This window comes from Nocardia lasii (genome assembly GCF_042658545.1).
GTDB lineage: Bacteria > Actinomycetota > Actinomycetes > Mycobacteriales > Mycobacteriaceae > Nocardia > Nocardia lasii.
The window spans coordinates 621,740-643,562 of the sequence record NZ_JBHSQN010000001.1; the positions used below are offsets into that span (position 1 = coordinate 621,740).

The following is a 21,823-nucleotide window of genomic DNA, read 5'->3' on the forward strand; positions in this document are numbered from 1 at the left end:
GCGGGCCAACTTCGGGCAAACAGGTCAACCGAGATCGCGGAGTTCTCGGGCCGAGAAAGTGTGATCCGCGGGTCGCTCGGCGAAATAGTCATTCAGGGTTTCCGCCAGCGATTCCTCGGACCACTCCGCGCCCGCCGCGTCGAAGCGCCGCTCGACGGTCGGGGCGGCCATCAGCGCCACCATCGGGCCGTAGACGACGAAGACCTGGCCGGTGACGGCGTCGGCGGCGGGCGAGGCGAGGTAGGCGACGAGCTTGGCGACATGCTCGGGTGCCAGCGGATCGACGACGCCGTCGGGCGCTTGCGCGAAGACCGACTCGGTCATCGCGGTGCGGGCCCGGGGGCAGATCGCGTTGGCGCGCACGCCATATCGCTGTAGTGCGCGGGCCGCGGTCAGGGTGAGCGCGGTGATGCCGGCCTTCGCGGCGCCGTAGTTGGCCTGTCCTTCCGGTCCGAGCAAACCCGCCTCCGAGGAGGTGTTGATCAACCGACCGTAGACCGGTTCGCCTGCCGCCTTTGACCTGCCCCGCCAGTAGGCGGCGGCGTTGCGCGAGAGCAGGAAGTAGCCGCGCAGGTGCACCGCGATCACCGCGTCCCAGTCCTCGTCGGACATGTTGAACAGCATGCGATCTCTGGTGATGCCGGCGTTGTTGACCACGATGTCGAGGCCGCCGAGCGCATCGTCGGCCGTGGCGATCAGCGCGTCGGCGGTGGCCCGGTCGGCGATGGAGCCGCCGACGAACTCGGCCTTGCCGCCGAGCTCGCGGATCGCGGTGACGGTCTGCGCGGCCGCCTCCTCGGTGAGGTCGTTGACCACCACCGCCGCACCCGCCGCGGCCAGCGCGACGGCTTCGGCCCGGCCGAGTCCGGCGCCCGCGCCGGTCACGATGGCGACCCGGCCGTCCAGTGAATTCTGCGTCATCGGCCCGACTCTAGAACGTGTTCCACCATTCGACAAGGGTCGATCACGACAACCTCAGCGCGGCCTTCGGACACTGCGCCACCGCCTCCTCGGCCTCACCGAGTCGATCGGGCGCGAGGTCGCCCTCGACGACGGTCAGCTGGTCGTCGTCATCGAGTTCGAACATGTCAGGGGCGATTCCGACACAGATTCCGTTCGCCTCGCAGCGGTCGAAATCGACGATGATCTTCATGAGAACTTCCTTCCACACGACTTGCGCGACACTAACCCGGCGGGGGTGCTCCGCGCGGCGGAACCGGCACCGAATGCACATCAATACTGGAACATGTTTCAGTTCGTATGCAATGATCGAGGTCGACCTTTCAGCGCGAGAACGAGGTAGCAGCATGCGCGTGGCGTATACGCCCAAGCAGGAAGAATTGCGCGCCGAGCTGCGCGAATATTTCGCCGGGCTGATGACGCCGCAGCGGCGCGCGGCCCTGAGCATGCAGACCGGCGAATACGGCGCGGGCACGGTGTATCGCGACGTGGTGCGCGAGATGGGGCGCGACGGTTGGCTCACCCTGAGCTGGCCGAAAGAGTATGGGGGCCAAGACCGTACGACGATGGATCAGCTGATCTTCGTCGAGGAGGCGGCCATCGCCGGTGCGCCGGTGCCGTTCCTCACGCTCAACTCCGTGGCACCGACGATCATGCAGTACGGGTCCGAGGAGCAGAAGAAGTTCTTCCTACCCCGCATCGCGGCGGGCGAATTGCATTTCGCCATCGGCTATTCCGAGCCCGGTGCCGGAACCGACCTCGCCTCGCTGCGCACCTCGGCGGTGCGCGACGGCGACGACTACGTGATCAACGGGCAGAAGATGTGGACCAGCCTCATCGCCTACGCCGACTACCTCTGGCTGGCGGTGCGCACGGACCCGAATGCCAAGAAGCACAAGGGCATCAGCATGCTCATCGTGCCGACCGATGCCGAGGGCTTCTCCTGGACGCCGGTGCACACGATGGCCGGGCCCGACACCAGCGCCACCTACTACCAGGACGTGCGGGTGCCCGCGTCCTCGCTGGTCGGCCCGGAGAACGGCGGGTGGTCGTTGATCACCAATCAGCTCAATCACGAACGGGTGGCGCTGACCTCGGCCGGTCCGCTCGCGCTGGCAGTCGGGCAGACGGTCGAGTGGGCGCGGTCGACGACGGGTTCGGACGGTAGGCGGGTGATCGACCAGGAGTGGGTGCGGCTGAATCTGGCCCGCGTGCACGCCAAGGTCGAGTACCTGAAGCTGCTGAACTGGGAGATCGCCAGTCGCGCCGATCAGGGCGGCGACGCGGCACCCAAGCCGTGGGACGCCTCCGCCTGCAAGGTCTACGGCACCGAACTCGCCACCGAGGCGTACCGGCTGCTGATGGAAGTCGTCGGCCCGGTCGCCTATCTGCGCCAGGACTCCCCCGGCGCGGTACTGCACGGGCGTCTCGAGCGCATGCACCGCGCCGCCCTCATCCTCACCTTCGGCGGCGGCACCAACGAGGTCCAGCGCGACATCATCGCCATGACCGCCCTTCGCCAGCCCGCCTCCGCCCGCTGAAAGACGGTATCCCCCATGGATTTCACCCCCACCGAGGCCCAACTCGACCTCGCCCAGCTGACCGCCGAGGTCTGCGCCAAACTCGTCACCGCCGACCGCCTGCGCGAACTCGACGTGGTCGGGCGGTTCGACGAGCCGTTGTGGAAGGCCCTCGGTGAGACCGGGGTGCTGGCCGCCGCTCTGCCGGACTCGCTGGGCGGCAGCGGATTCGGCGCGATGGAGCAGACCGCGATCCTGCGTGAACTGGGTCGGTCCGTGGCGGCGGTTCCGTATCTCTGGTCGATCGTCCTCGGCGCCGGAGCGCTCGCCCGCTTCGGCAACGAAGCCCAACAGCAGTTGGCGGCACTCGCCGGGTCTGGCGAGGCAATCCTGTCCGCAGCCTTGGCCGAACCGCTGTCCGCCTGCTCGAGCGAGGGAGACCTGGCCACGACCGAACCGCTGGCCGCCCACTCAGACGAGGTAGTCCAGACCACCGCCCCGGCCGAACCGCTGTCCGCCGACCCGGGCACGGGAGTCCCGCCCGCCGGCGTGACGGCCGATCCCGGCACGGTCCCCTCCGCCGCCATCATCGCCGAGCGACCCGCTCCTTCCCCCGGCTCCGAGTCCCCGAGCAACTGGACCCTGACCGGCATCGCGACCACCGTCCCCTATGCCGACCGGGCCGTGCGAATCCTGGTCCCGGCGTTGGTATCCGGGCGGCCGGCCGTCTTCCTGGTCGACCCGTCGGCCGCCGTGCTCACCGCCCAGCAGGTGGTCGACCACTCCCCCGAGTTCCTGGTCGAATTCCAGTCCACCCCAGCCGAACTCCTCGGCACCCTCGACACCGGCGCCGCCATCCTCACCTGGCTCCGCGAACAAGCCTGGCTCGGCCTGGCCGCCACCCAACTCGGCACCCTCGAACGCGCCCTCGAACTCACCGCCGAACACACCCGCACCCGCGAACAGTTCGGCAAACCCCTCGGTGCCTTCCAAGCGGTAGCCCAACGCCTCGCCGACGCCTACATCGACATCGGCGGCCTCCGCCTCACCGTCACCCAGGCGGCCTGGCGCGTCGCCGAGAACCTCCCCGCCACCGAGTCCATCCACATCGCCAAATTCTGGGCCGCCGAAGCGGGCCACCGCGTCGCCCACACCGCCGTCCACCTGCACGGCGGCCTCGGCATCGACCGAGACCACACCCTCCACAACTACTTCACCGCCGCCAAACACCAAGAATTCGCCCTCGGCCCCGCCACCGCCCACCTCCTCGCCCTCGGTACGGAACTGGCGAGGTGAGCGGCACCACCGCGTTCACCGCGAGAAGCGAACCAGGTCCTTCGCGATGACAGGGACGTCGATGTTGCCCTGACAGACATCGAGGACGAACGCCTCGGCCTGATCCACATCGAATTCGTTGTCGAGCGGATGTCCGTTGAGGTGCGAGAACACCCAGGTGGCGTACCAGGCGAGCCGTTTGTTCCCATCGATCAAGCCGTGGTTTCGGGCGAGAGATTCCATCAGCGCGGCAGCCTTTTCCCAGATGTCGGGATACGCGTCCTGCCCGAAGACACTCGATTGCGGTCGAGCCAACGCGGAATCGAGCAGACCGTAGTCACGCACATCGGGTGGCATAAACGTGCGGAACGGCTCGTTCCAGGCCAGTTTTCGGCCTGGAACGAGCACAGCTGCACGATTGTGCCACCCTACGACGACCCCGCCTCCGCGTGCTCGTCCGCAGGTCGCTCGGTCTGGGACTTGGCCCACCGGTAGTCCGGCTTGCCTGCGGGCGAGCGCTTGATCTCGTCGACGAACCACAGGCTGCGCGGCTGCTTGTAGGAGGCGATCTCCTGTGCCAGCACCGGTTTCAGGTCGGCCAGGGTGGGGCGGTTCTCGCCGCGGCACTGCACCACCGCGCAGACTCGTTGGCCCCACCGGTCGTCGTCGACGCCGACCACCAGGGCGTCGACGATGTCGGGGTGGGACTTGAGGGCGCCTTCCACTTCTTCGGGGAAGATCTTCTCGCCGCCGCTGTTGATGCTCACCGAGCCGCGGCCAAGCATGGTGACCGTGCCGTCCTCCTCGACGCGGGCGTAGTCGCCGGGGACGGCGTAGCGAATGCCGTTGTACTCCTTGAAGGTTGCCGCGGACTTGGCCTCGTCCTTGTAGTAGCCGAGGGGGATGTGGCCGCTGCGGGCGAGCACGCCGATCACGCCGGAGCCGGGTTCCACGGGGTTGCCGTCCTCGTCGAGGACCTGGGTGGCCGCGTCGATCTTCACGCGCGGGCCGCCGGTGTGGTTGGCGCCCTTGGCGACCAGGGACAGGCCGCCGAAACCGGTTTCCGAGGAGCCGATGGAGTCGGAGATCATGCGGTTGGGCAGCATGTCCAGGAAGCGGTCCTTGAGGGTGGGCGAGAACAGCGCCGCACTGCTGGCCAACACATACAGGGTCGAAAGGTCGTAGGGCGCACCGGTTTCCGGGTTGCCTTCGGCGAGCGCGTCGAGCATCGGGCTGGCCATGGCGTCGCCGGTGATGAAGATCAGGTTGATGCCGTGCTTGTCCACGGCCTGCCAGACCCCGTGCCCGCTGAACTCCGGGATCATCACCGCCTTGCCGCCGCCGAACAGGCTGTGGAAGGTGGCCCACTGCGAGCCACCGTGGATCATCGGCGGGATCGGGAAGCGCACCATCTGCGGGTTGGCCGCGCCGATCTTGGCCAGCTCCCATTCGTCCTTGGTGTACTCGCCGGTGACGAAGTTGATGCCGGCGCCGAGGACGCGCCAGACGTCCTCGTGCCGCCACATCACGCCCTTGGGCAGGCCGGTGGTGCCGCCGGTGTAGAGCATGTAGATGTCGTCGGGCGAACGTTCGCCGAAGTCGCGCTCACCGGACGAATCCGCCAGCGCGGCTTCGTATTCGATCGAGTCGGCGGCGGTGGGCGCGTCGGTGCCGTCGTCGACGACGATCACCGTCCGCAACCCCGGCACCTTCGCGCGCACCGCCGCCACCCTGTCGGTGTAGCGGCGCTCGTGGATCAGCGCCACCATGTCGGAGTTGTCGAAGATGTGCAGTAACTCGTTCTCGACATAGCGGTAATTGACATTGATCATCACCGCCCGCGCCTTGAATACGGCCACCATCGCTTCGACGGCCTCGACGGTGTTGCGGGAGTAGATTCCGACTTTGTCGCCGGGACGCACACCCTGTTCGAGCAGGTAGTGGGCCAGTTTATTGGCCCGCTCCTCCAGTTCGGCGTAGGTCGACTCACGATGTTCGCCGACCAGCACGATCCGGTCGGGCATCAGGTCGACAGCGTGTTCGACGAGATCGGCTATGTTGTAGCTCACACTGTCAAAAATAGAACGTGTTACTGTTTCTGACAAGGTTTTCGGCGAATGCGCCCGAACGTCAGGAGATTTCAATGCCGCACTGCCTGGTCGAGAAACGCGACCACGTCCTGCTCGTCACCATGAACCGCCCCGAGGCCAGAAACGCCCTGACCGGCGAGATGATGGCGATCATGCGGGACGCGTGGGACCAGGTGGACAGCGATCCCGAGATCCGCGTGGCCATCCTGACCGGCGCGGGCGGGGCGTTCTGCGCGGGCGCCGACCTCAAGGCGATGACCACCCAGCACCCCGGCGATTCCTTCGAGGGCGGCGGCTGGGACCTGTCGCGCATCGACGCCCTACTCAAGGGCCGCCGCCTGACCAAGCCGCTGATCGCCGCCGTCGAAGGCCCGGCCATCGCGGGCGGCACCGAGATCCTCCAAGCCACCGATATCCGAGTGGCGGGCGAGAGCGCGAAATTCGGTGTCTCCGAACCACGTTGGGGCCTGTTCCCCCTCGGTGGCTCGGCCGTGCGCCTCCCCCGCCAGATCCCCTACACCGTCGCCGCGGATCTGCTGCTGACCGGCCGCCACATCAAGGCCCCCGAGGCCAAGGAGATCGGCCTGATCGGCCACGTGGTCCCCGACGGCACCGCCCTGGACAAGGCCCTCGAGCTCGCCGCCATGATCGCCGCCAACGGCCCCGTGGCCATCCGCGCGATCCTGGCGACCATCCGCGCCACCGAGGGCCTACCCGAGAACGACGCCTTCAAGATCGACGCCGAACTGGGTGCCGCGGTCTTCAAGTCGGCCGACGCCAAGGAAGGGCCGAGGGCGTTCGCCGAGAAGCGCGCGCCGGTTTTCACCGGCGCGTGAGCGCTCAGGCCCCCGGGTAGTCCATGTAGAAGGGCTCCCACTGGTGGCCGTCGGGGTCGACGAAGGTGCGCCCGTGCATGCCCACCTGGGCCTCCTGGGCCTTCTTGTCGTCGTTGACCTCTTCGGTCGCCCCCGCCGCGAGCGCCGCGTCGGTGAGTACGTCCACCTCCGTCGCGCTGCCCAGCGACAGCGCGTACGCCGCGCCGATCCTCGCGTTCGTGTCGGCGATCGGCCGCTTGCTGAACGTGCTGAAGAAGTCCCTGGTCAGCAACATCAGGCAGATGTTGTCGTCGACGACGATGCAGGCGGCGTTCTGGTCGGTGAAGTCCTCGTTCACCTTCCAGCCGAGGGCCTCGTAGAACCCCTTGGCGCGGTCGAGGTCGGCGACGGGGAGGTTGATGAAGATCATCTTGGTGCTCATCGGAATCTGCCTTTCGGGGCGTCGTGTGCGGTCTCGTTCATGTAGACGCGGCGGCCCGTCAGAACTCATCGCACCCGCGCGGATCCGCACCCCTGTCACTTGTCGGACCCCTGTGGCATCGTGAAAAACATGAGCGACGCCACAACCGCTACCGGCCCCGATCCCGCCGTGCTCGCCGAATTCGAGTCCCATCGGCGCGAGTTGTGCGCGTACGCCTACCGCATGCTCGGTTCCTCGTTCGAGGCCGAGGACGCGGTGCAGGAGACCTTCACCCGCGCCTGGCGCGCCTACGACTCGTTCGAGGGTCGCGCGAGCGTGCGGTCGTGGCTGTACAAGATCGCCACCAATATCTGTCTGGACATGCTCGACCGCCCGCAGAGCCGGGCCAGACCGATGGATCTCAACGGGCCCGGCCGCCCGGATTCGCCCCTGCCCATGCCGCAGCCCGACTACGTGTGGATCGAACCCATCCCGAACGCGCTGGCCTTCGGCGCCGACCCGGCCGAGCACGCCTCGACCAGAGACACCCTGCGCCTGGCCTTCGTCGCGGCCTGCCAGCACCTGCCCGCCACCCAGCGCGCCATCCTGATCATGCGCGAGGTGCTGCGCTTCTCCGCGAGCGAGACCGCCGAGGCGCTCACCATGTCGCCCGCCTCGGTGAACAGCGCGCTGCAACGGGCCAGAGCCACCATGTCGAAGGTGCAGCCCAGCGTCGCCGACAGTTTCGACGCCGCCGACGCGGGCCAGCGCAAGCTGATCGACGACTTCGTCACCGCGTTCGAGGCCTACGACATGGACGCACTCACCTCGCTGCTGAAAGCCGATGTGGCGCTGTCGATGCCGCCGTTCGAGCTGTGGATCTCGGGGCCGGAGAACGTGGCCGCGTTCATGCTGAGCACCGGCAGCGCGTGTCGCGATTCGCGGCTGGTCCCGCTCGGCGGGGCCAACGGCTCGCCGGCGTTCGGCCACTACAAGCCCAGCGGAGAGCCGGGGGTGTGGGTGCCGTGGTCGATCACGGTGCTCGAGCTCGAGGGCGACACCATCGCGGGGCTGAACTTCTTCCTCGACACCGCGCGCCTGTTCCCGCTGTTCGGGCTCGAGCCGCAGTGGCGCGAGCCCGTCTGAGCGCTACAGCAGGCGGCGCTTGTAGAGCTTGCCGTTGGGGTCGCGGGGTAGTTCGGCGCGGTATTCGACCGTGCGGGGCAGCTTGTACTTGGCCAGCTGCCCGGCGGCGAACTCGAGCAGCTCCGCGGTGAAGTCGCCCGCGTCGGCCACCGGCTGCACGAACGCCTTCACCTGCTGACCCCAATCCGGGTCGGGCACACCGAGAACCGCCACATCGGCGACCTTCGGATGGCTCATCAGCACGCCCTCGATCTCGGCCGGGTAGATGTTCACCCCGCCCGAGAGGATCAGATCCGAGCGCCGGTCGCACAGGAACAGGTAGCCGTCCTCGTCGAGGTAACCGATGTCGCCGACGGTGAACAACTCCCCCACCCGCGCCTCCTCGGTCTTCTCCTTGGCGTGGTGGTACTCGAAGCTCGAGGCGCCCATCTTCATGTAGACCAGGCCCTCCTTGCCCGCGGGCAGTTCGGTGCCGTCGGTCTCGTCGAGCACCTTGATCACCGACCACGGCCACGCCCGGCCCACCGATCCCGGCTTGGCCAACCACGCGGTCCCGTCGATCACCGTGCCGCCGCCCTCGGTGGCCGCGTAGTACTCGGTGACGACCGGCCCCCACCAGTCGAGCATCTGCCGCTTGGTCTGCGGCGGACACGGCGCGGCGCCGTGCACCATGCTGCGCAGCGAGGACACGTCGTAGCGGGCGCGCACCTCCTCGGGCAGAGCCAGCAGGCGGTGGAATTGGGTGGGCACCATGTGGCTGTGCGTCACGCGGTGGCGTTCGATCAGCGCGAGCATGTCCTCGGGATCCCACCGATCCATCAGAACGAGCTTGTGCCCCAACTGGATCGAGATGGTGGAGAAGTTCAGCACGGCCGTGTGATAGAGCGGCGAGCCGCAGATGTGCACGTGATCGTCGTAGGGCGCCAGGTCGAACAGGGCGAAGAACGACTTGTTCGGGGCGGGAACGACATCCGGGTCGGCCCCGGTGAGGGGGCGACGAACTCCCTTGGGCCGCCCCGTGGTTCCCGAGGTGTAGAGCATCGGCGCGCCCACCGAGCGGTCCGACGGGCGGCCGGTGTCGGCGGCGCCGAGCCACGACGCCGGCCGGAAGCCGGGCACCGCGCCGACCGCGAACCGGGTGTCGGCGGGCAGCTCGGCCAGGTCGGCGGCCTCGGACGCGGTCGCCGCGAACCGCTCGCTCGCCAGGAACGCCGACGCCTCGCTGTCGCCCAGGATGTAGGCGATCTCGGGTGCGGTGAGGTGCCAGTTCACCGCGACGATGTAGAGCCCGGCCTGGTAGGCGGCGAAATACGCGGCGATCGCCTCGACGCCGTTGTGCAGCATGCTGACCACGACGTCACCGGACGTCAATCCGATGCCGCGCAGTCCGTTCGCGTACCGGTTGGCGAGGCCCGCCAATTCTCGATAGGTGATCTCTCGGCCGTCCGGGTCGACCACGGCGATCCGCTGGGGATCGACGGCGGCGATATTCCACAGTCCGAGAACTTCCGCTGTCTGCTCACTCACCCCTCAAATCTAGAACGTGTTCTACAGGTCGACAAGGGTTTGCAGGCGACGCATTTGGTCCGCGTCGGAGACCGAGATCAGCATCATCGTCACGCCCGCGTCCGCCCATTCCCGAAGACGCGTCCGCACGTGCGCCTCGTCGCCGAAGATCGCGGTGTCGGTGATCAGCTCGTCGGGCACCGCCGCCGCGGCCTCGGCCTTGCGCCCGGCCTGGAACAGCGCCGAGATCTCGTCGACCTCCCTGCCGTAGCCCATCCGCCGGTAGACCTGGGCGTGGAAGTTCAACTCCGGCGCCCCCATTCCGCCGATGTAGAGCGCGCTCACCCACCGCATCCGCTCGATCTCGGCGGCGGGATCGTCGGTGATCACCACCTGCGCGCTCGCCGCGATCTCGAAATCCGCGCGTGAACGGCGCGCGCCGGACCGCGCGAAGCCCTCGTCGAGCCACTCGTCGTACATCCCCGCCAGCCGTGGCGCGAAGTAGATCGCGAGCCAGCCGTCGGCGATCTCGGCGGTCTGCGCGATATTGCGCGGGCCCTCCGCACCCAGCCAGATCGGCAGATCAGCGCGCAGCGGGTGCACGATCGGCTTGAGCGGTTTCCCGAGGCCGGTGGCGTCGGGACCGCGATAGGGCAGCCCGTAGTGGTCGCCGTCGGAGGTCACCGGGGCCTCGCGCGCGAACACCTGGCGCACGATGTCGACGTACTCGCGCGTGCGCCGCAGCGGTTGTGCGAAAGGCTGCCCGTACCAGCCCTCCACCACCTGCGGGCCCGAGACGCCGAGCCCGAGAATCGCGCGCCCGCCGCTGAGATGGTCGAGGGTGAGCGCGTGCATCGCGGTGGCCGCGGGCGTGCGCGCCGACATCTGCGCGACCGAGGTCCCCAGGCGAACGCGCGAGGTCCGCGACCCCCACCAGGCCAGCGGGGCGAAGGCGTCGGACCCCCACGACTCGGCCGCGAACACCGCGTCGAACCCCGTCTCCTCGGCCGCTGTCACCAGCTCGCCGACCCCGTCGGGCGGCTGCGCGCCCCAGTATCCGAGTTGCAGTCCGAATTTCATGATCGGCGCCCTTTCGGCGAATCCTTGCGAGCAGAATAAGAACCTGTTCTACTCGATATCGTGACCAAGGGGAATACCGCAGTGGACGTCTTGAGTGCACCCCTGCGGGTGCGTTTCGATTACACCAGGTCCGTCGGAGGTGTGATCGGTGCTTTTCTGACCGGGCTGCGCGAACGTCGGATCCTCGGCATCCGTGGCAGCGACGGCCGCGTGCTGGTGCCGCCCGCCGAATACGATCCGCTCACCTGCGCCGCGCTGTCCGAGCTGGTCGAGGTCGCGACCGTCGGCACGGTCCGGTCGTGGACCTGGGTGGCCGAGCCGCTGCCGGGCCAGCCGTTCGACCGCCCGTTCGCGTGGGCGCTGATCCAGCTCGACGGCGCCGACACCAGCCTGCTGCACGCCCTCGATGCCGCCGGACCCGAGCAGATCAGCACCGGGATGCGGGTCAGTGCCCGCTGGGCCGACGAGCGCACCGGGCGCATCCAGGACATCGTCTGCTTCGAGCCGGGCGAAAACCCCAGTGCCCCGGACTATTCCGAGGTGCAGCCGGTCACCGTGCTGACCACCCCGGTCGACCTGGACTACACCCACACCGCCTCCCCGCAGGAGAGCGTCTACCTGCGCGGGCTCGCCGAAGGCAAGCTCATCGGCGGCCGCTCCGAGGCCGGCGGGCGGGTGTACTTCCCGCCGCGCGGCGCGAACCCCACCGACGGCCTGCCCACCGACGACCTCGTCGAACTGCCGGACACGGGCACCGTGACCACGTTCTGCATCGTCAATGTGCCGTTCCTCGGCCAGCGGATCAAGCCGCCCTACGTGGCCGCGTACGTGCTGCTCGACGGTGCTGATATCCCGTTCCTGCACCTGATTCTCGGCTGCGAACCCGCCGAGGTGCGCATGGGAATGCGGGTGGCGGCGGTGTGGAAACCGCGTGCGGAATGGGGTCACACGCTGGCCAATATCGACCACTTCCGGCCCACCGGGGAGCCCGACGCTTCCTACGAGACCTACCAGCAGCACCTCTAGAGAGGCCACGGTGACATCAGCATCCGACGGGCGCGACGTGCCCGAGATAGCGGTGGTGGGTTTCGCCCACGCACCGCACGTGCCGGAAACGCACGGCACCACCAACGGCGTCGAGATGCTCGTGCCGTGTTTCCAGCAGCTCTACGCCGACCTCGGCATCACCAAGTCCGATATCGACTTCTGGTGCTCGGGTTCCTCGGATTACCTTGCCGGGCGGGCATTCTCGTTCATCTCCGCGATCGACGCGATCGGTGCCGTGCCGCCGATCAACGAGTCACACGTCGAGATGGACGCCGCGTGGGCGCTCTACGAGGCGTGGGTGAAACTGCGTTCCGGGCAGGCTCAGACCGCGCTCGTGTACGGCTTCGGGAAGTCCTCGGCGGGCACCCTGCGCCAGGTGCTCACCATGCAGCTCGACCCGTACCTGGTCGCGCCGCTGTGGCCGGACGCGGTGTCGATCGCGGGATTGCAGGCGCGCGCGGGTCTGGATTCCGGGCGGTGGACCGAACAGGACATGGCCGAGGTCGCCGGTGGCGATCTCGAATCCCTGCTCGCCGCACCGTATGTGGCCGATCCGCTGCGCGCCCACGACATCGCCCCGATCACCGACGGCGCCGCCGCGATCGTGCTCGCGGTCGGCGATCGCGCCCGCGAACTGTGCGAGCGGCCCGCCTGGATCACCGGAATCGCGCACAACATCGACGCCCAGGCGCTCGGCGGTCGCGACCTCACCCGCTCCCCCTCCACCACGAAGGCAGCGGCGGCGGCGACCGGCGGCGACACCGCCTTCGACCTCGCCGAACTGCACGCGCCCTTCAGCCACCAGCAGCTCATCCTCGCCGAGGCGATCGGACTGCCGTCCGGCACCCGCATCAATCCGTCCGGCGGCGCGCTGGCCGCCAACCCCATGTTCGCGGCCGGCCTCGAACGCATCGGCTGCGCCGCGCGGGCCATCATGACCGGCGCCGCGCACCGAACCCTCGCCCATGCGACCAGCGGCCCCGCGCTGCAACAGAATCTGGTCGCCGTTCTGGAATCGGAGGCACGATGAGCGGCCATGCGGCGGCGGTCCTCGGCACCGGCCAAACACATCACGTGACAAAAAGAACGGACGTGTCCATGGCGGGCATGTGCCGTGAGGCGATCGATCGCGCGCTCGATGACGCGGGACTGACCATCGCCGAGATCGACGCCGTGGTGGTCGGCAAGGCGCCCGACCTGTTCGAGGGCGTGATGATGCCCGAGCTGTCCATGGCCGAGGCACTCGGCGCGGCCGGGAAGCCGCTGATCCGGGTGCACACCGCCGGGTCGGTGGGCGGCTCGACCGGGGTCGTCGCGGCGAATCTGGTGCAGGCGGGTGTGCATCGGCGCGTGCTGGCGATCGCGTGGGAGAAGCAGTCGGAGTCGAATGCCATGTGGGCCCTGTCGATTCCGGTGCCGTTCACCATGCCGGTCGGCGCGGGTGCCGGTGGGTACTTCGCGCCGCACGTACGCTCCTACATCCGCCGCTCCAACGCGCCCCTGCACATCGGTGCCCAGGTGGCGGTGAAGGATCGGCGCAACGGGGCCAAGAACCCCCTCGCGCATCTGCACCAGCCCGATATCACCCTCGAATCGGTGCTTGCCTCCCAAATGCTCTGGGACCCCATCCGTTTCGACGAGACCTGCCCCTCCTCCGACGGTGCCTGCGCGCTGGTGATCGGCGACGCCGAGGCCGCGACGGCGGTCGAGCGCGAGGGCAAGCGGGTCGCGTGGATCCACGGCACCGCGATGCGGACCGAGCCGACCACCTTCTCCGGTCGTGACCAGGTCAATCCCCAGGCCGGTCGCGATGCCGCCGCCGCGCTCTGGAAGGCCGCCGGGATCACCGACCCGCTCGAGGAGATCGACGCCGCCGAGATCTACGTGCCGTTCTCCTGGTTCGAGCCGATGTGGCTGGAGAACCTGGGCTTCGCCGAGGAGGGCGACGGCTGGAAACTCACCGACAAGGGCGAGACGGAGATCGGCGGGCGCATCCCGGTGAACCCGTCGGGCGGGGTGCTCTCGTCCAATCCGATCGGCGCCTCGGGTCTGATCCGGTTCGCCGAAGCCGCCAAACAGGTGATGGGGCGGGCGGGCGCCTACCAGGTGCCCGACGCCCGCAAAGCCCTCGGCCACGCGTACGGCGGTGGCTCCCAATACTTTTCGATGTGGGTTGTAGGAAGCGAGCGTCCGGCATGAAGTTCACCCTCGGGATCGCCCTGAGTCCCCTGGACCAGCTCACCGAGCTGGCCAGGACGGCCGAAGAATGCGGATTCACCTCCATCGGCCTGCCCGACTCGCTGTTCTACATGAAATCCCAGTCCGCCGACTACCCCTACACCCCCGACGGCAGCCGCTTCTGGGGCCCGGACACCCCCTGGGTCGATCCGCTCATCGCCGCGGCGGTCATGGCGGCGGTGACCACCGACCTGCGGTTCTACACCAATGTCCTCAAGCTCGGCTCCCGCAATCCGCTGCTGCTGGCCCGCCAGGTCGGCTCCGTGGCCAACCTGTCGAACAACCGCTTCGGGTTCGGCGTCGGGATCGGTTGGGCGCCCGAGGAATTCGAGTGGTGCGGGGTGCCCTACGCGCGGCGCGGGGCCAGGGTCGACGAGATGATCGAGATCATCAAGCTCGTCCTCGACGGCGGCATGGTCGAGTTCCACGGCGAGTTCTTCGACTTCGACGAGCTCCAGATGAGCCCGGCGCCCGCCGAACGGGTGCCCTTCTACATCGGCGGCCACACCGCCCCGGCCCTGCGCCGCGCCGCCCGCATCGGCGACGGCTGGACCTCGGCGATGATGAAGTTCGAGCAGCTCGAGACCACCATCGCCACCCTGCGCGACCTGCGCGTCGACTACGGCAGGGACACCGAACCTTTCGAGATCCAGGCGGTCTGCATCGACCGCTTCGGCCGCAGCGGCTACCAGGATCTCGCCGACGCGGGCGTCACCGACACCATCGTGGTGCCGTGGCTGTCCGACGGCATCGGTTTCGACGGCGAACTCGCCGCCAAGCAGGACTCCCTGCGCCGATTCGCCGAGAAGTACATCGCCGACCCCATCATCGCGAAGGTGCGCACATGACCACTGTCGAGAAAACCGCCCGTGCCGCCGGCCTGGCCTCCCAGGCCGCCGTCAGAGCCAAGGACCGCGCCGCCTGGGTCGCCCTGTTCGCCGAGGACGGCATCGTCGAGGACCCGGTCGGCCCTTCGGGTTTCGACCCTGACGGCGTCGGCCATCGCGGCCACGAGGCCATCGGCGCGTTCTGGGACAAGGCCATCGCCCTCACCGAGTCCATCGAGTTCCGGTTCGAGGACTCCTTCGCCTGTGGCGACGAGATCGCGTTCACCGGTCTGATCCGCACCACCCTGGCCGGGTACGTGGTCGACGCCGAGGGCGTGTTCACCTACCGGGTCGACGCGGACGGCAAGATCGCCGCCCTGCGCGCCTTCTGGGAAGTCGACCGCGCGGTGGCCACCACGCGCCCCGTCGCCTGACCCGCACACACGAGCGGCCCGGGACCTTTCGGTCCCGGGCCGCATTCTTTTGTCAGTGCGCGATCGGACAGGTCCGGTAATCGACCGGGAGTTCCTTGACCCCATTGAGCCACCCCGAACGCAAACGTTTCGGATCACCGATTTGCGTGATATCGGGCAGATGATCAGCAATCGCATTGAAGATGAGATCGACCTCGAGCCGCGCCAGATTCGCCCCCACACAGAAGTGGGCGCCGGTGCCGCCGAATGCCAGGTGCTGGTTGTCCTTACGCAGGATGTCGAACTTCTCCGGCTCGTCGAAAACGTCCTCGTCGAAGTTTGCCGACCGGTACAGCATCACCAAACGCTGTCCCTTCTTGATCGGCACGCCGTTGAGTTCGGTGTCCTCGAGCGCGGTGCGCTGGAACGAGGTGACCGGGGTGGCCCAGCGGATGATCTCGTCGACCGCGGTGGCCGGGCGCTGCGCCTTGAACAGCTCCCACTGCTCCGGGTGCTCCATGAACGCGAGCATGCCGTGGGTGATGGCGTTGCGGGTGGTCTCGTTGCCCGCGACGGCCAGCAGGATCACGAAGAAGCCGAACTCCTCGGGGGTCAGGTGCTCGCCGTCGACATCGGCCTCGACCAGGGTGGTCACCAGATCGTCGGCGGGGCAGGCTTTTCTGGCCTCGGCCATCTGATACGAGTAGCCCAGGATCTCCATCGACGCCGCGACCGGATCGGCGTCGCTGTCGGGGTCGTCGTAGCCGGTCATCTCGTTGGACCAGGCGAAGACCTTCATCCGGTCCTCCTGCGGCACGCCGATCAACTCGGCGATGGCTTGCAGCGGCAGTTCGCACGCCACCTGGGTGACAAAGTCGCCCGTCCCGGACTCGGCGGCCCGGCGCACGATCTGCTCGGCGCGCGCCGACAGTTCGGCGCGCAGGCCGTTCACCGCGCGCGGGGTGAAGCCCTTGGAGATGAGCTTGCGCAGCTTGGTGTGCTCGGGGGCGTCCATGTTCAGCAGGACGAAGCGTTGCAGTTCGATCTGCTGACGCTCGATGGCGTCGTTGAAGCGCGGGATCGCGGTGTTCTCGAAGGTCGAGAACACGTCGCTGCGGCGCGAGACCTCCTTGACGTCGGCGTGCTTGCTCACCACCCAGAAGCCCTCGTCGGCGAAACCGCCCACCTGCGGCGACTGCTCGTTCCACCAGATCGGGGCGCTGCGCCGCAGCTCGGCGAACTCCGCCACCGGGACACGCTCGGCGTAGATGTCGGGATCGGTCACGTCGAACCCGTCCGGCAGGTTCGGCCGTTCGTTGCGCGGATCTACCACCAGATGTCTCCTTCGACAAACTGAAACACGTTCTACAATCATTCAAGCACAGGGGATTCCATGACGGAAGAACCTCGCGGTTTTACCCTGAGCACTAGATCAGAACCTGTTGCAGTTATGAGGGAGATTCAGATGGGCACACCCGTGATCGTCGAGGCCGTGCGCACGCCGATCGGCAAACGCCGAGGACAGCTGTCGGGCCTGCACGCGGCCGAACTGCTCGGCCTGGCCCAGCGCGGCCTGCTCGACCGAGCGGGCCTCGACCCCGCCCTGGTCGAGCAGGTGATCGGCGGCTGCGTCACCCAGGCGGGCGAGCAGTCCAACAACGTCACCCGCGTCGCCTGGTTGCACGCGGGCCTGCCGTGGCAGACCGGCGCGACCACCGTCGACGCCCAGTGCGGTTCGGCCCAGCAGGCCAACCACCTCATCGCCGGCCTCATCGCCACCGGGGCGATCGAGACAGGCATGGCCTGCGGGGTGGAGGCCATGAGCCGGGTGCCGCTCGGCGCGAATGTGGGCACCGCGGCGGGTCCGCGCAGGCCCGCGTCGTGGTCGATCGATCTGCCCGATCAGTTCGAGGCGGCCGAGCGGATCGCTCGCAGGCGGGGGCTCACCCGCGCCGATATCGACGAATTCGGGCTGCGCTCCCAGCAATTGGCGGCGGCGGCGTGGGCCGAAGGCCGCTACGACCGCGAGGTGCTGCCGATCTCGGCGCCGGTCATCGACAGCGAGGGCGCGGCCACCGGCGAGAAGGTGGAGGTGACGCGCGACCAGGGTTTGCGCGCGACCACCCGCGAGGGCCTCGCCGCGCTGAAGCCGGTCGTGGCCGAGGGCATCCACACCGCGGGCACGTCCTCGCAGATCTCCGACGGCGCGGCGGCGGTGCTGCTGATGGACGAGGCCGCGGCGCGGCGACAGGGCCTGCGACCGCGCGCGCGGATCCGCACCCAGGTTCTCGTCGGCGCCGAACCGGAGTTCCATCTCGACGGGCCGGTGCAGGCGTGCAGTCGACTGCTGGAGCGGTCAGGAATGTCGATCGGCGATATCGATCTTTTCGAGATCAACGAGGCATTCGCCGCCGTGGCGCTTTCGTGGGCCGCCGTGCATCAACCTGACATGCGTCGCGTAAATGTCAACGGCGGCGCGATCGCAATCGGGCATCCTGTGGGCTCGACCGGCTCGCGATTGATCACAACGGCGTTGCACGAACTCGAACGCACAGGTCAGAGCACTGCGATGGTGCTGATGTGCGCCGGCGGAGCGCTCGCGACGGGCACGATCATCGAACGCCTGTAGACTTGTCCTCACCGAAACCGGGCGCCCAGGTTGAACATTCATCTCAGGGCGCCCGAAACGTGTCGTACGCCACAAAGTCACAGGGGGGCCGTGGATCATGAGATGTCAGCTATCTTTGAGCTACCATGTAGTCGGGTCCGAAGAGCCCCGCGACGGGCACGAACCCAGGTAGCGCCGCACTCCACAAGAGTCGTTGGCGCGACCCGCAAACACGACCACCGCCGCCCCTGCAAGCAGGTGAACGTCGGAAAACGTCGAGAAATCCCGAATCAGGCGTAGGTTTTCAGTTACTGAGCCGCTAATATCAATGATACGTATCCGAGATAACGACTGTTAGTACAGTGAAGGGAATTGGGCGGCTCACAATGGCTGATTTCGCGGCGCGGCTGAACAAGCTGTTCGAAACCGTGCATCCCCCGGGGCGCAAGCCGCATACCAACGCAGAGGTTGCGGCTGCGCTGACTGCCTCCGGGCATCCGATCTCGAAGCCGTATCTCTCGCAGTTGCGGTCGGGACAACGTACGAACCCGTCCGACGAGACGGTGGCCGCCCTGGCGAAGTTCTTCAAGGTCAAGCCTGACTACTTCTTCAACGACATCTACGCGGCCAAGATCGATCACGACCTGGAACTGCTCGCGCAGTTGCAGGGCTACGGTTTGCGTCGACTGTCGAGCAGGGCATTCGACCTCTCCGAAGAATCACAGAATCTGCTCACCTCGATGGCGGAGAAGCTGCGGGCCAGCGAAGGCTTGCCCGAGATTCCGCCGGACGGAACGGAATAGGATCCACTCGGCGGTCGGCCTGACGCACCTGATGGTGTCCTGGGTACGGCCGTACAACGTCGGATACGCAGAGAACGGGCCTGAGCTCGGTGGGTGACCACCAGCTCAGGCCCGTTTTCTGCGTTCAGGCCGCGGCGTTCTGCGGTGCGGTCTTCGCGGCGGCGACCGCGTCGTCGTAGTGGCTCGCCAGCGCCAGCATCCAACCGTGCGGGCTCACGCCGGGCGGCGGGGCGATCCACCGCGCGTCGACGAACAAGTCCCCCAACGGATTTCGCGTCCACTCGGCCACCACGGCGGCCCGCCGCGAGACCGAGTTCGGCGGCTCACCGGCCGCCGGGATGACGATGCCGCTGCCCGAGAGCAGATACAGCGCGTCCATCACCTGGGCCATGTGATCGGAGGCCTTGAGCTGGGCCGAGGTGGCGTTCTGCTCGGGCGCGACGACCTCGGGGAAGCGACCGACCATCAGCTGGTGCAGCGGGCGGATGCGGCGCAGCATGACCTTGGCCCGCCACCACAGCTCGATCACGATCGACACCGCGCCGAGCGAGATCAGCAGCGCGGCGATCTCCCACGCCGCCCAGCCCCACAGCGGTTCGTTGGGCGGGGTCGGCGCCGCGCGCTGGAAGGCGCGGCCCACGTTGATCACGGCCAGCACCGCGACCAGGGCGGTGCCGGTGATGTAGATCGCGATGCCGCGACCGAGGATGGTCCAGTCGAGGTTGCGCAGGCCGGTCACGACGATGAACACCGAGCCGACCGCGACCGCGCCCCAGCCGAAGGTGAACGACCAGGCCAGTGTGAGGGCGATCGCCACCGCGCCGATCCCGTAGACGACCATCGCGACCTGGCGCAGGTTCTGCCGCGAGACCACCGGCCAGGCGGCCGAGGCCACCACCGAGGTCGCCGCGGCGAACAGGATCCACGCGGAGATGACGATGCCGGTGGACAACCAGCCGCCGCGCACACCCCCCTTGCACAGGTTGTCGACGGCGACCGCCATCTCGGGGATGGAGACGGTGACCGCGAGCGCCACGGCGGCGACCGCGACGACGATGGCAACGCGGGCGGTCGTCGCGGGCTTGACCAGCACGCGACCCACTCGCGCACCCGCGGCAACCCAGACCAGCAGGGCTGTCAACCAGAGTGTCATCCGAGTGCCTCATCGAATCGAAGGACCGAGACGCCTGCGCCCCGGTTGTTGAACACGCGCAGCCGCGTCATGAGCATGGCCGCGAAGGTCTCGGCCTCCCACTCGGCGAGGTCGTCGGCGCCGTCGTCGACGATCTGCGCGTGGGCGCGCTGACTGAGCATGTAGGCGATCAGGTCGTCGCTCACCTCGAGGGTCGTCTCGACGGCGGGCGCACCCTCGTGGTCGAACACGATGTGGCCGAGTTCGTGCGCGAGGGTGTGGTCGCGACTCGGCAGGGAATCGGCGAGCACGATGATGTCGCGTTCGGGGTAGAACCGGCGCTGACCGCACACGCCGGGGCCCAGATGCGCACTGGTGATCTCGATTTCGCGTTGCCTCTCCTGCGAGATGGCCTCGACCACCTCGTCGAGGGTGGTGGCGTCGAAGTCGGCGGCCACCGCGCACACCGCGTCGACGGCGGCGGCGACGCGGCGATAGGAACGGGAGGTGGACTGGGTCTTGCTCTTACTCATCGAAGATCCCCTCACGACCTCGGTCCGAAGAACTCGGCACGCGCCGCGTTCACCCGCGCCTGGGCGGCGGCGGCACCTTGGAAGCTCACGGCGCCCGAGCCCGCGGCCGCCAGCGTCAGCGCGATCAGGCCGCCGATCACCGAGAGCAGTTCGGGTTCGGGCAGGCCACTGTTGTCACTGGTCGGTTTGAACGCGTGGTTCGGTGCGGCGGGTGCCGCCGGTGCGGGCGCGGGCGGTGCCGCGGGTGCGGGCGCCTCCGGTGCGGGTGGGGCGACCTCCGGAACCGGTGCTGCCACAACCACATTCGGCGCGGCGGGGGCCGAGGGTGCGGTCGGCGCGTCCGGGATCGCGATCGGCGGGAGGGCCGGTGCGGCGGGGACGGCCGGGATGGGGATGAGCAGGAGCAGCAGTGGCGCGGCCGAACCGGCGGCGGCGGAACCGACCGCTGCCGAGCCCGTGGCGGCCGAACCGGCGCCCGCCGAGCCCGTGGCCGCGGAGCCGACGCCGGCGGAACCGACTGCGGCGGAACCTGTCCCGAGGACTGCCGAGCCTGCGCCGAGAGCCGCTGAGCCGGTGCCCGCAGCGGCGGAACCGACTGCGGCGGAGCCTGTTCCGAGGACCGCTGAGCCCGCGCCGAGGACGGCGGAGCCGGTGCCCGCGGCGGCCGAGCCGACTGCGGCCGAGCCGGTGCCGAGGACCGCGGCCGCGCCCGCTGAGCCGGAGCCCAGGACGATGCCAAGGCCGGCCGAGCCGGTGCCGAGCAGGATGCCCAGGCCCGCGGAGCCGGAGCCGAGGACCACGCCCGCACCCGCTGAACCGGCCGCTGCGGCTGAACCTGCCGCGGCGGAGCCGGTGGCTGCCGAGCCGGACAGGGGGCCGGCTACTTCCTTCTTGGGTACCTCGGGGGTCTGGCCGGGGATAGTGAGTGGGGTCCACTCCTCCTCGGCGACCGGGGCGCCCGACGGCTGGCTGTCGCCCTGACCGGGCTGATTCAGTTCAGCGGGTGGGGTGTTTCCCTGGTCCGCGCTGCCGCTGCCCGGCGGCAAGGCCACCGGACTCGGCGCCACGGGACTCGGCGCCACGGGACTCGGCGCGACCGGGCTGGCCGGGACCGAACTCGGCGCGACCGGCGCCGGAGCGGCGGTCGTCGGTGCGGGCAGACCCAGTTGGGTGGGCTTGGGCGTGGTGGTGGTCGGCCCGGCGCTTACTTCGTCGGTGCTCCCGCTGCCGGGCGCCTGCTCGGCAGGCGTCGACGGTTTGTCCGGGGCGGCGATGGCAACCGCGGGCCCCAATAGAGCGCAGCCTGCCAACACACTCGCGGCGGCAAATACGCGCAACATGCGACCAATGGCCATGCGCTCGATCATCCCCTTAGTTCTTCAGCGCAGAATTCCCCCGGTCGCGAATCA

General features: G+C 68.5%; 22 protein-coding genes. 11 read left to right on the top strand and 11 right to left on the bottom strand.

The genetic code is table 11. The features are described 5' to 3' along the window. Window positions 1-24: 24 nt before the first annotated feature. Entirely contained in the window at window positions 25-921 is an 897-nt protein-coding gene (locus ACFP3H_RS02855; RefSeq protein ID WP_378599024.1) for a 3-oxoacyl-ACP reductase, read from the bottom strand. A 43-nt stretch (window positions 922-964) separates the two neighbouring features. Next, window positions 965-1,153, bottom strand: a complete 189-nt coding sequence (locus ACFP3H_RS02860; protein WP_378599027.1) for a ferredoxin — start codon at window positions 1,151-1,153, stop codon at window positions 965-967. Between the two features lie 154 nt (window positions 1,154-1,307). Here ACFP3H_RS02860 and ACFP3H_RS02865 point away from each other — a divergent pair, with 154 nt between their 5' ends. After that, window positions 1,308-2,501 (top strand): acyl-CoA dehydrogenase family protein, encoded by a 1,194-nt coding sequence (locus ACFP3H_RS02865; RefSeq protein WP_378599030.1) that lies wholly within the window; start codon window positions 1,308-1,310, stop codon window positions 2,499-2,501. A gap of 15 nt (window positions 2,502-2,516) precedes the next feature. After that, a complete protein-coding gene (locus ACFP3H_RS02870) occupies window positions 2,517-3,776 on the top strand; it encodes an acyl-CoA dehydrogenase family protein (protein ID WP_378599033.1) in 1,260 nt (419 codons plus the stop codon). Between the two features lie 15 nt (window positions 3,777-3,791). On the opposite strand, the gene ACFP3H_RS02875 is transcribed toward ACFP3H_RS02870, so the two are convergent. Both ACFP3H_RS02875 and ACFP3H_RS02880 read right to left on the bottom strand, forming a co-directional pair. After that, window positions 3,792-4,163 (bottom strand): type II toxin-antitoxin system death-on-curing family toxin, encoded by a 372-nt coding sequence (locus ACFP3H_RS02875; protein WP_378599036.1) that lies wholly within the window; start codon window positions 4,161-4,163, stop codon window positions 3,792-3,794. 20 nt (window positions 4,164-4,183) lie between these two features. Continuing rightward, window positions 4,184-5,824 (bottom strand): acyl-CoA synthetase, encoded by a 1,641-nt coding sequence (locus ACFP3H_RS02880; RefSeq protein WP_378599039.1) that lies wholly within the window; start codon window positions 5,822-5,824, stop codon window positions 4,184-4,186. 74 nt (window positions 5,825-5,898) lie between these two features. On the opposite strand from ACFP3H_RS02880, the gene ACFP3H_RS02885 reads away from it, so the two are divergent. Continuing rightward, the gene (locus ACFP3H_RS02885) at window positions 5,899-6,681 is read left to right on the top strand and encodes a crotonase/enoyl-CoA hydratase family protein (RefSeq protein WP_378599042.1); all 783 of its coding nucleotides are present in this window, start codon (window positions 5,899-5,901) and stop codon (window positions 6,679-6,681) included. A gap of 4 nt (window positions 6,682-6,685) precedes the next feature. Here the strand turns inward: ACFP3H_RS02885 and ACFP3H_RS02890 are convergent, their stop codons facing one another. Beyond that, the gene (locus ACFP3H_RS02890; RefSeq protein ID WP_378599045.1) at window positions 6,686-7,102 is read right to left on the bottom strand and encodes a VOC family protein; all 417 of its coding nucleotides are present in this window, start codon (window positions 7,100-7,102) and stop codon (window positions 6,686-6,688) included. A 129-nt stretch (window positions 7,103-7,231) separates the two neighbouring features. On the opposite strand from ACFP3H_RS02890, the gene ACFP3H_RS02895 reads away from it, so the two are divergent. Then, window positions 7,232-8,227, top strand: coding sequence for a sigma-70 family RNA polymerase sigma factor (locus ACFP3H_RS02895; protein WP_378599048.1), 996 nt, complete (start codon window positions 7,232-7,234; stop codon window positions 8,225-8,227). Window positions 8,228-8,230: 3 nt separating this feature from the next. Here the strand turns inward: ACFP3H_RS02895 and ACFP3H_RS02900 are convergent, their stop codons facing one another. Both ACFP3H_RS02900 and ACFP3H_RS02905 read right to left on the bottom strand, forming a co-directional pair. Continuing rightward, window positions 8,231-9,754, bottom strand: coding sequence for an acyl-CoA synthetase (locus ACFP3H_RS02900; protein WP_378599051.1), 1,524 nt, complete (start codon window positions 9,752-9,754; stop codon window positions 8,231-8,233). A gap of 21 nt (window positions 9,755-9,775) precedes the next feature. After that, window positions 9,776-10,813, bottom strand: coding sequence for an LLM class F420-dependent oxidoreductase (locus ACFP3H_RS02905; protein ID WP_378599054.1), 1,038 nt, complete (start codon window positions 10,811-10,813; stop codon window positions 9,776-9,778). A gap of 60 nt (window positions 10,814-10,873) precedes the next feature. Between ACFP3H_RS02905 and ACFP3H_RS02910 the strand changes: the two genes are divergently transcribed. Genes ACFP3H_RS02910 through ACFP3H_RS02930 form a run of 5 tightly spaced genes read left to right on the top strand, consistent with a single transcriptional unit; the run spans window position 10,874 to window position 15,359 of the window. Continuing rightward, entirely contained in the window at window positions 10,874-11,839 is a 966-nt protein-coding gene (locus ACFP3H_RS02910) for a Zn-ribbon domain-containing OB-fold protein (RefSeq protein WP_378599057.1), read from the top strand. Between the two features lie 37 nt (window positions 11,840-11,876). Continuing rightward, the gene (locus ACFP3H_RS02915) at window positions 11,877-12,890 is read left to right on the top strand and encodes a thiolase domain-containing protein (protein ID WP_378599648.1); all 1,014 of its coding nucleotides are present in this window, start codon (window positions 11,877-11,879) and stop codon (window positions 12,888-12,890) included. Then, the gene (locus tag ACFP3H_RS02920) at window positions 12,887-14,059 is read left to right on the top strand and encodes a thiolase domain-containing protein (RefSeq protein WP_378599060.1); all 1,173 of its coding nucleotides are present in this window, start codon (window positions 12,887-12,889) and stop codon (window positions 14,057-14,059) included. The genes ACFP3H_RS02915 and ACFP3H_RS02920 overlap by 4 nt, the downstream gene beginning before the upstream one ends. Further along, window positions 14,056-14,946 carry a TIGR03619 family F420-dependent LLM class oxidoreductase gene (locus ACFP3H_RS02925; RefSeq protein ID WP_378599063.1) on the top strand — a complete coding sequence of 297 codons (891 nt, stop codon included), beginning with the start codon at window positions 14,056-14,058 and terminating at the stop codon, window positions 14,944-14,946. The genes ACFP3H_RS02920 and ACFP3H_RS02925 overlap by 4 nt, the downstream gene beginning before the upstream one ends. Continuing rightward, complete coding sequence (locus tag ACFP3H_RS02930) at window positions 14,943-15,359, top strand: nuclear transport factor 2 family protein (RefSeq protein WP_378599066.1); 417 nt, start codon at window positions 14,943-14,945, stop codon at window positions 15,357-15,359. Before ACFP3H_RS02925 ends, ACFP3H_RS02930 begins: the two co-directional genes overlap by 4 nt. Window positions 15,360-15,411: 52 nt before the next feature. On the opposite strand, the gene ACFP3H_RS02935 is transcribed toward ACFP3H_RS02930, so the two are convergent. Next, entirely contained in the window at window positions 15,412-16,671 is a 1,260-nt protein-coding gene (locus tag ACFP3H_RS02935) for a cytochrome P450 (protein ID WP_378599069.1), read from the bottom strand. Window positions 16,672-16,803: 132 nt separating this feature from the next. Between ACFP3H_RS02935 and ACFP3H_RS02940 the strand changes: the two genes are divergently transcribed. Next, window positions 16,804-17,967 carry a steroid 3-ketoacyl-CoA thiolase gene (locus ACFP3H_RS02940; RefSeq protein ID WP_378599072.1) on the top strand — a complete coding sequence of 388 codons (1,164 nt, stop codon included), beginning with the start codon at window positions 16,804-16,806 and terminating at the stop codon, window positions 17,965-17,967. Window positions 17,968-18,332: 365 nt separating this feature from the next. Next, window positions 18,333-18,749 (top strand): helix-turn-helix domain-containing protein, encoded by a 417-nt coding sequence (locus ACFP3H_RS02945; protein WP_019044759.1) that lies wholly within the window; start codon window positions 18,333-18,335, stop codon window positions 18,747-18,749. A gap of 124 nt (window positions 18,750-18,873) precedes the next feature. Here ACFP3H_RS02945 and ACFP3H_RS02950 read toward each other — a convergent pair whose 3' ends face one another. The 3 genes from ACFP3H_RS02950 to ACFP3H_RS02960 are packed head-to-tail and all read right to left on the bottom strand — an operon-like array spanning window position 18,874 to window position 21,769. Continuing rightward, entirely contained in the window at window positions 18,874-19,902 is a 1,029-nt protein-coding gene (locus ACFP3H_RS02950) for a hypothetical protein (protein WP_378599075.1), read from the bottom strand. Further along, window positions 19,899-20,414, bottom strand: a complete 516-nt coding sequence (locus ACFP3H_RS02955) for an ImmA/IrrE family metallo-endopeptidase (protein ID WP_378599078.1) — start codon at window positions 20,412-20,414, stop codon at window positions 19,899-19,901. Before ACFP3H_RS02955 ends, ACFP3H_RS02950 begins: the two co-directional genes overlap by 4 nt. Window positions 20,415-20,425: 11 nt before the next feature. Next, window positions 20,426-21,769 (bottom strand): hypothetical protein, encoded by a 1,344-nt coding sequence (locus tag ACFP3H_RS02960; RefSeq protein WP_378599081.1) that lies wholly within the window; start codon window positions 21,767-21,769, stop codon window positions 20,426-20,428. Window positions 21,770-21,823 lie beyond the last annotated feature (54 nt).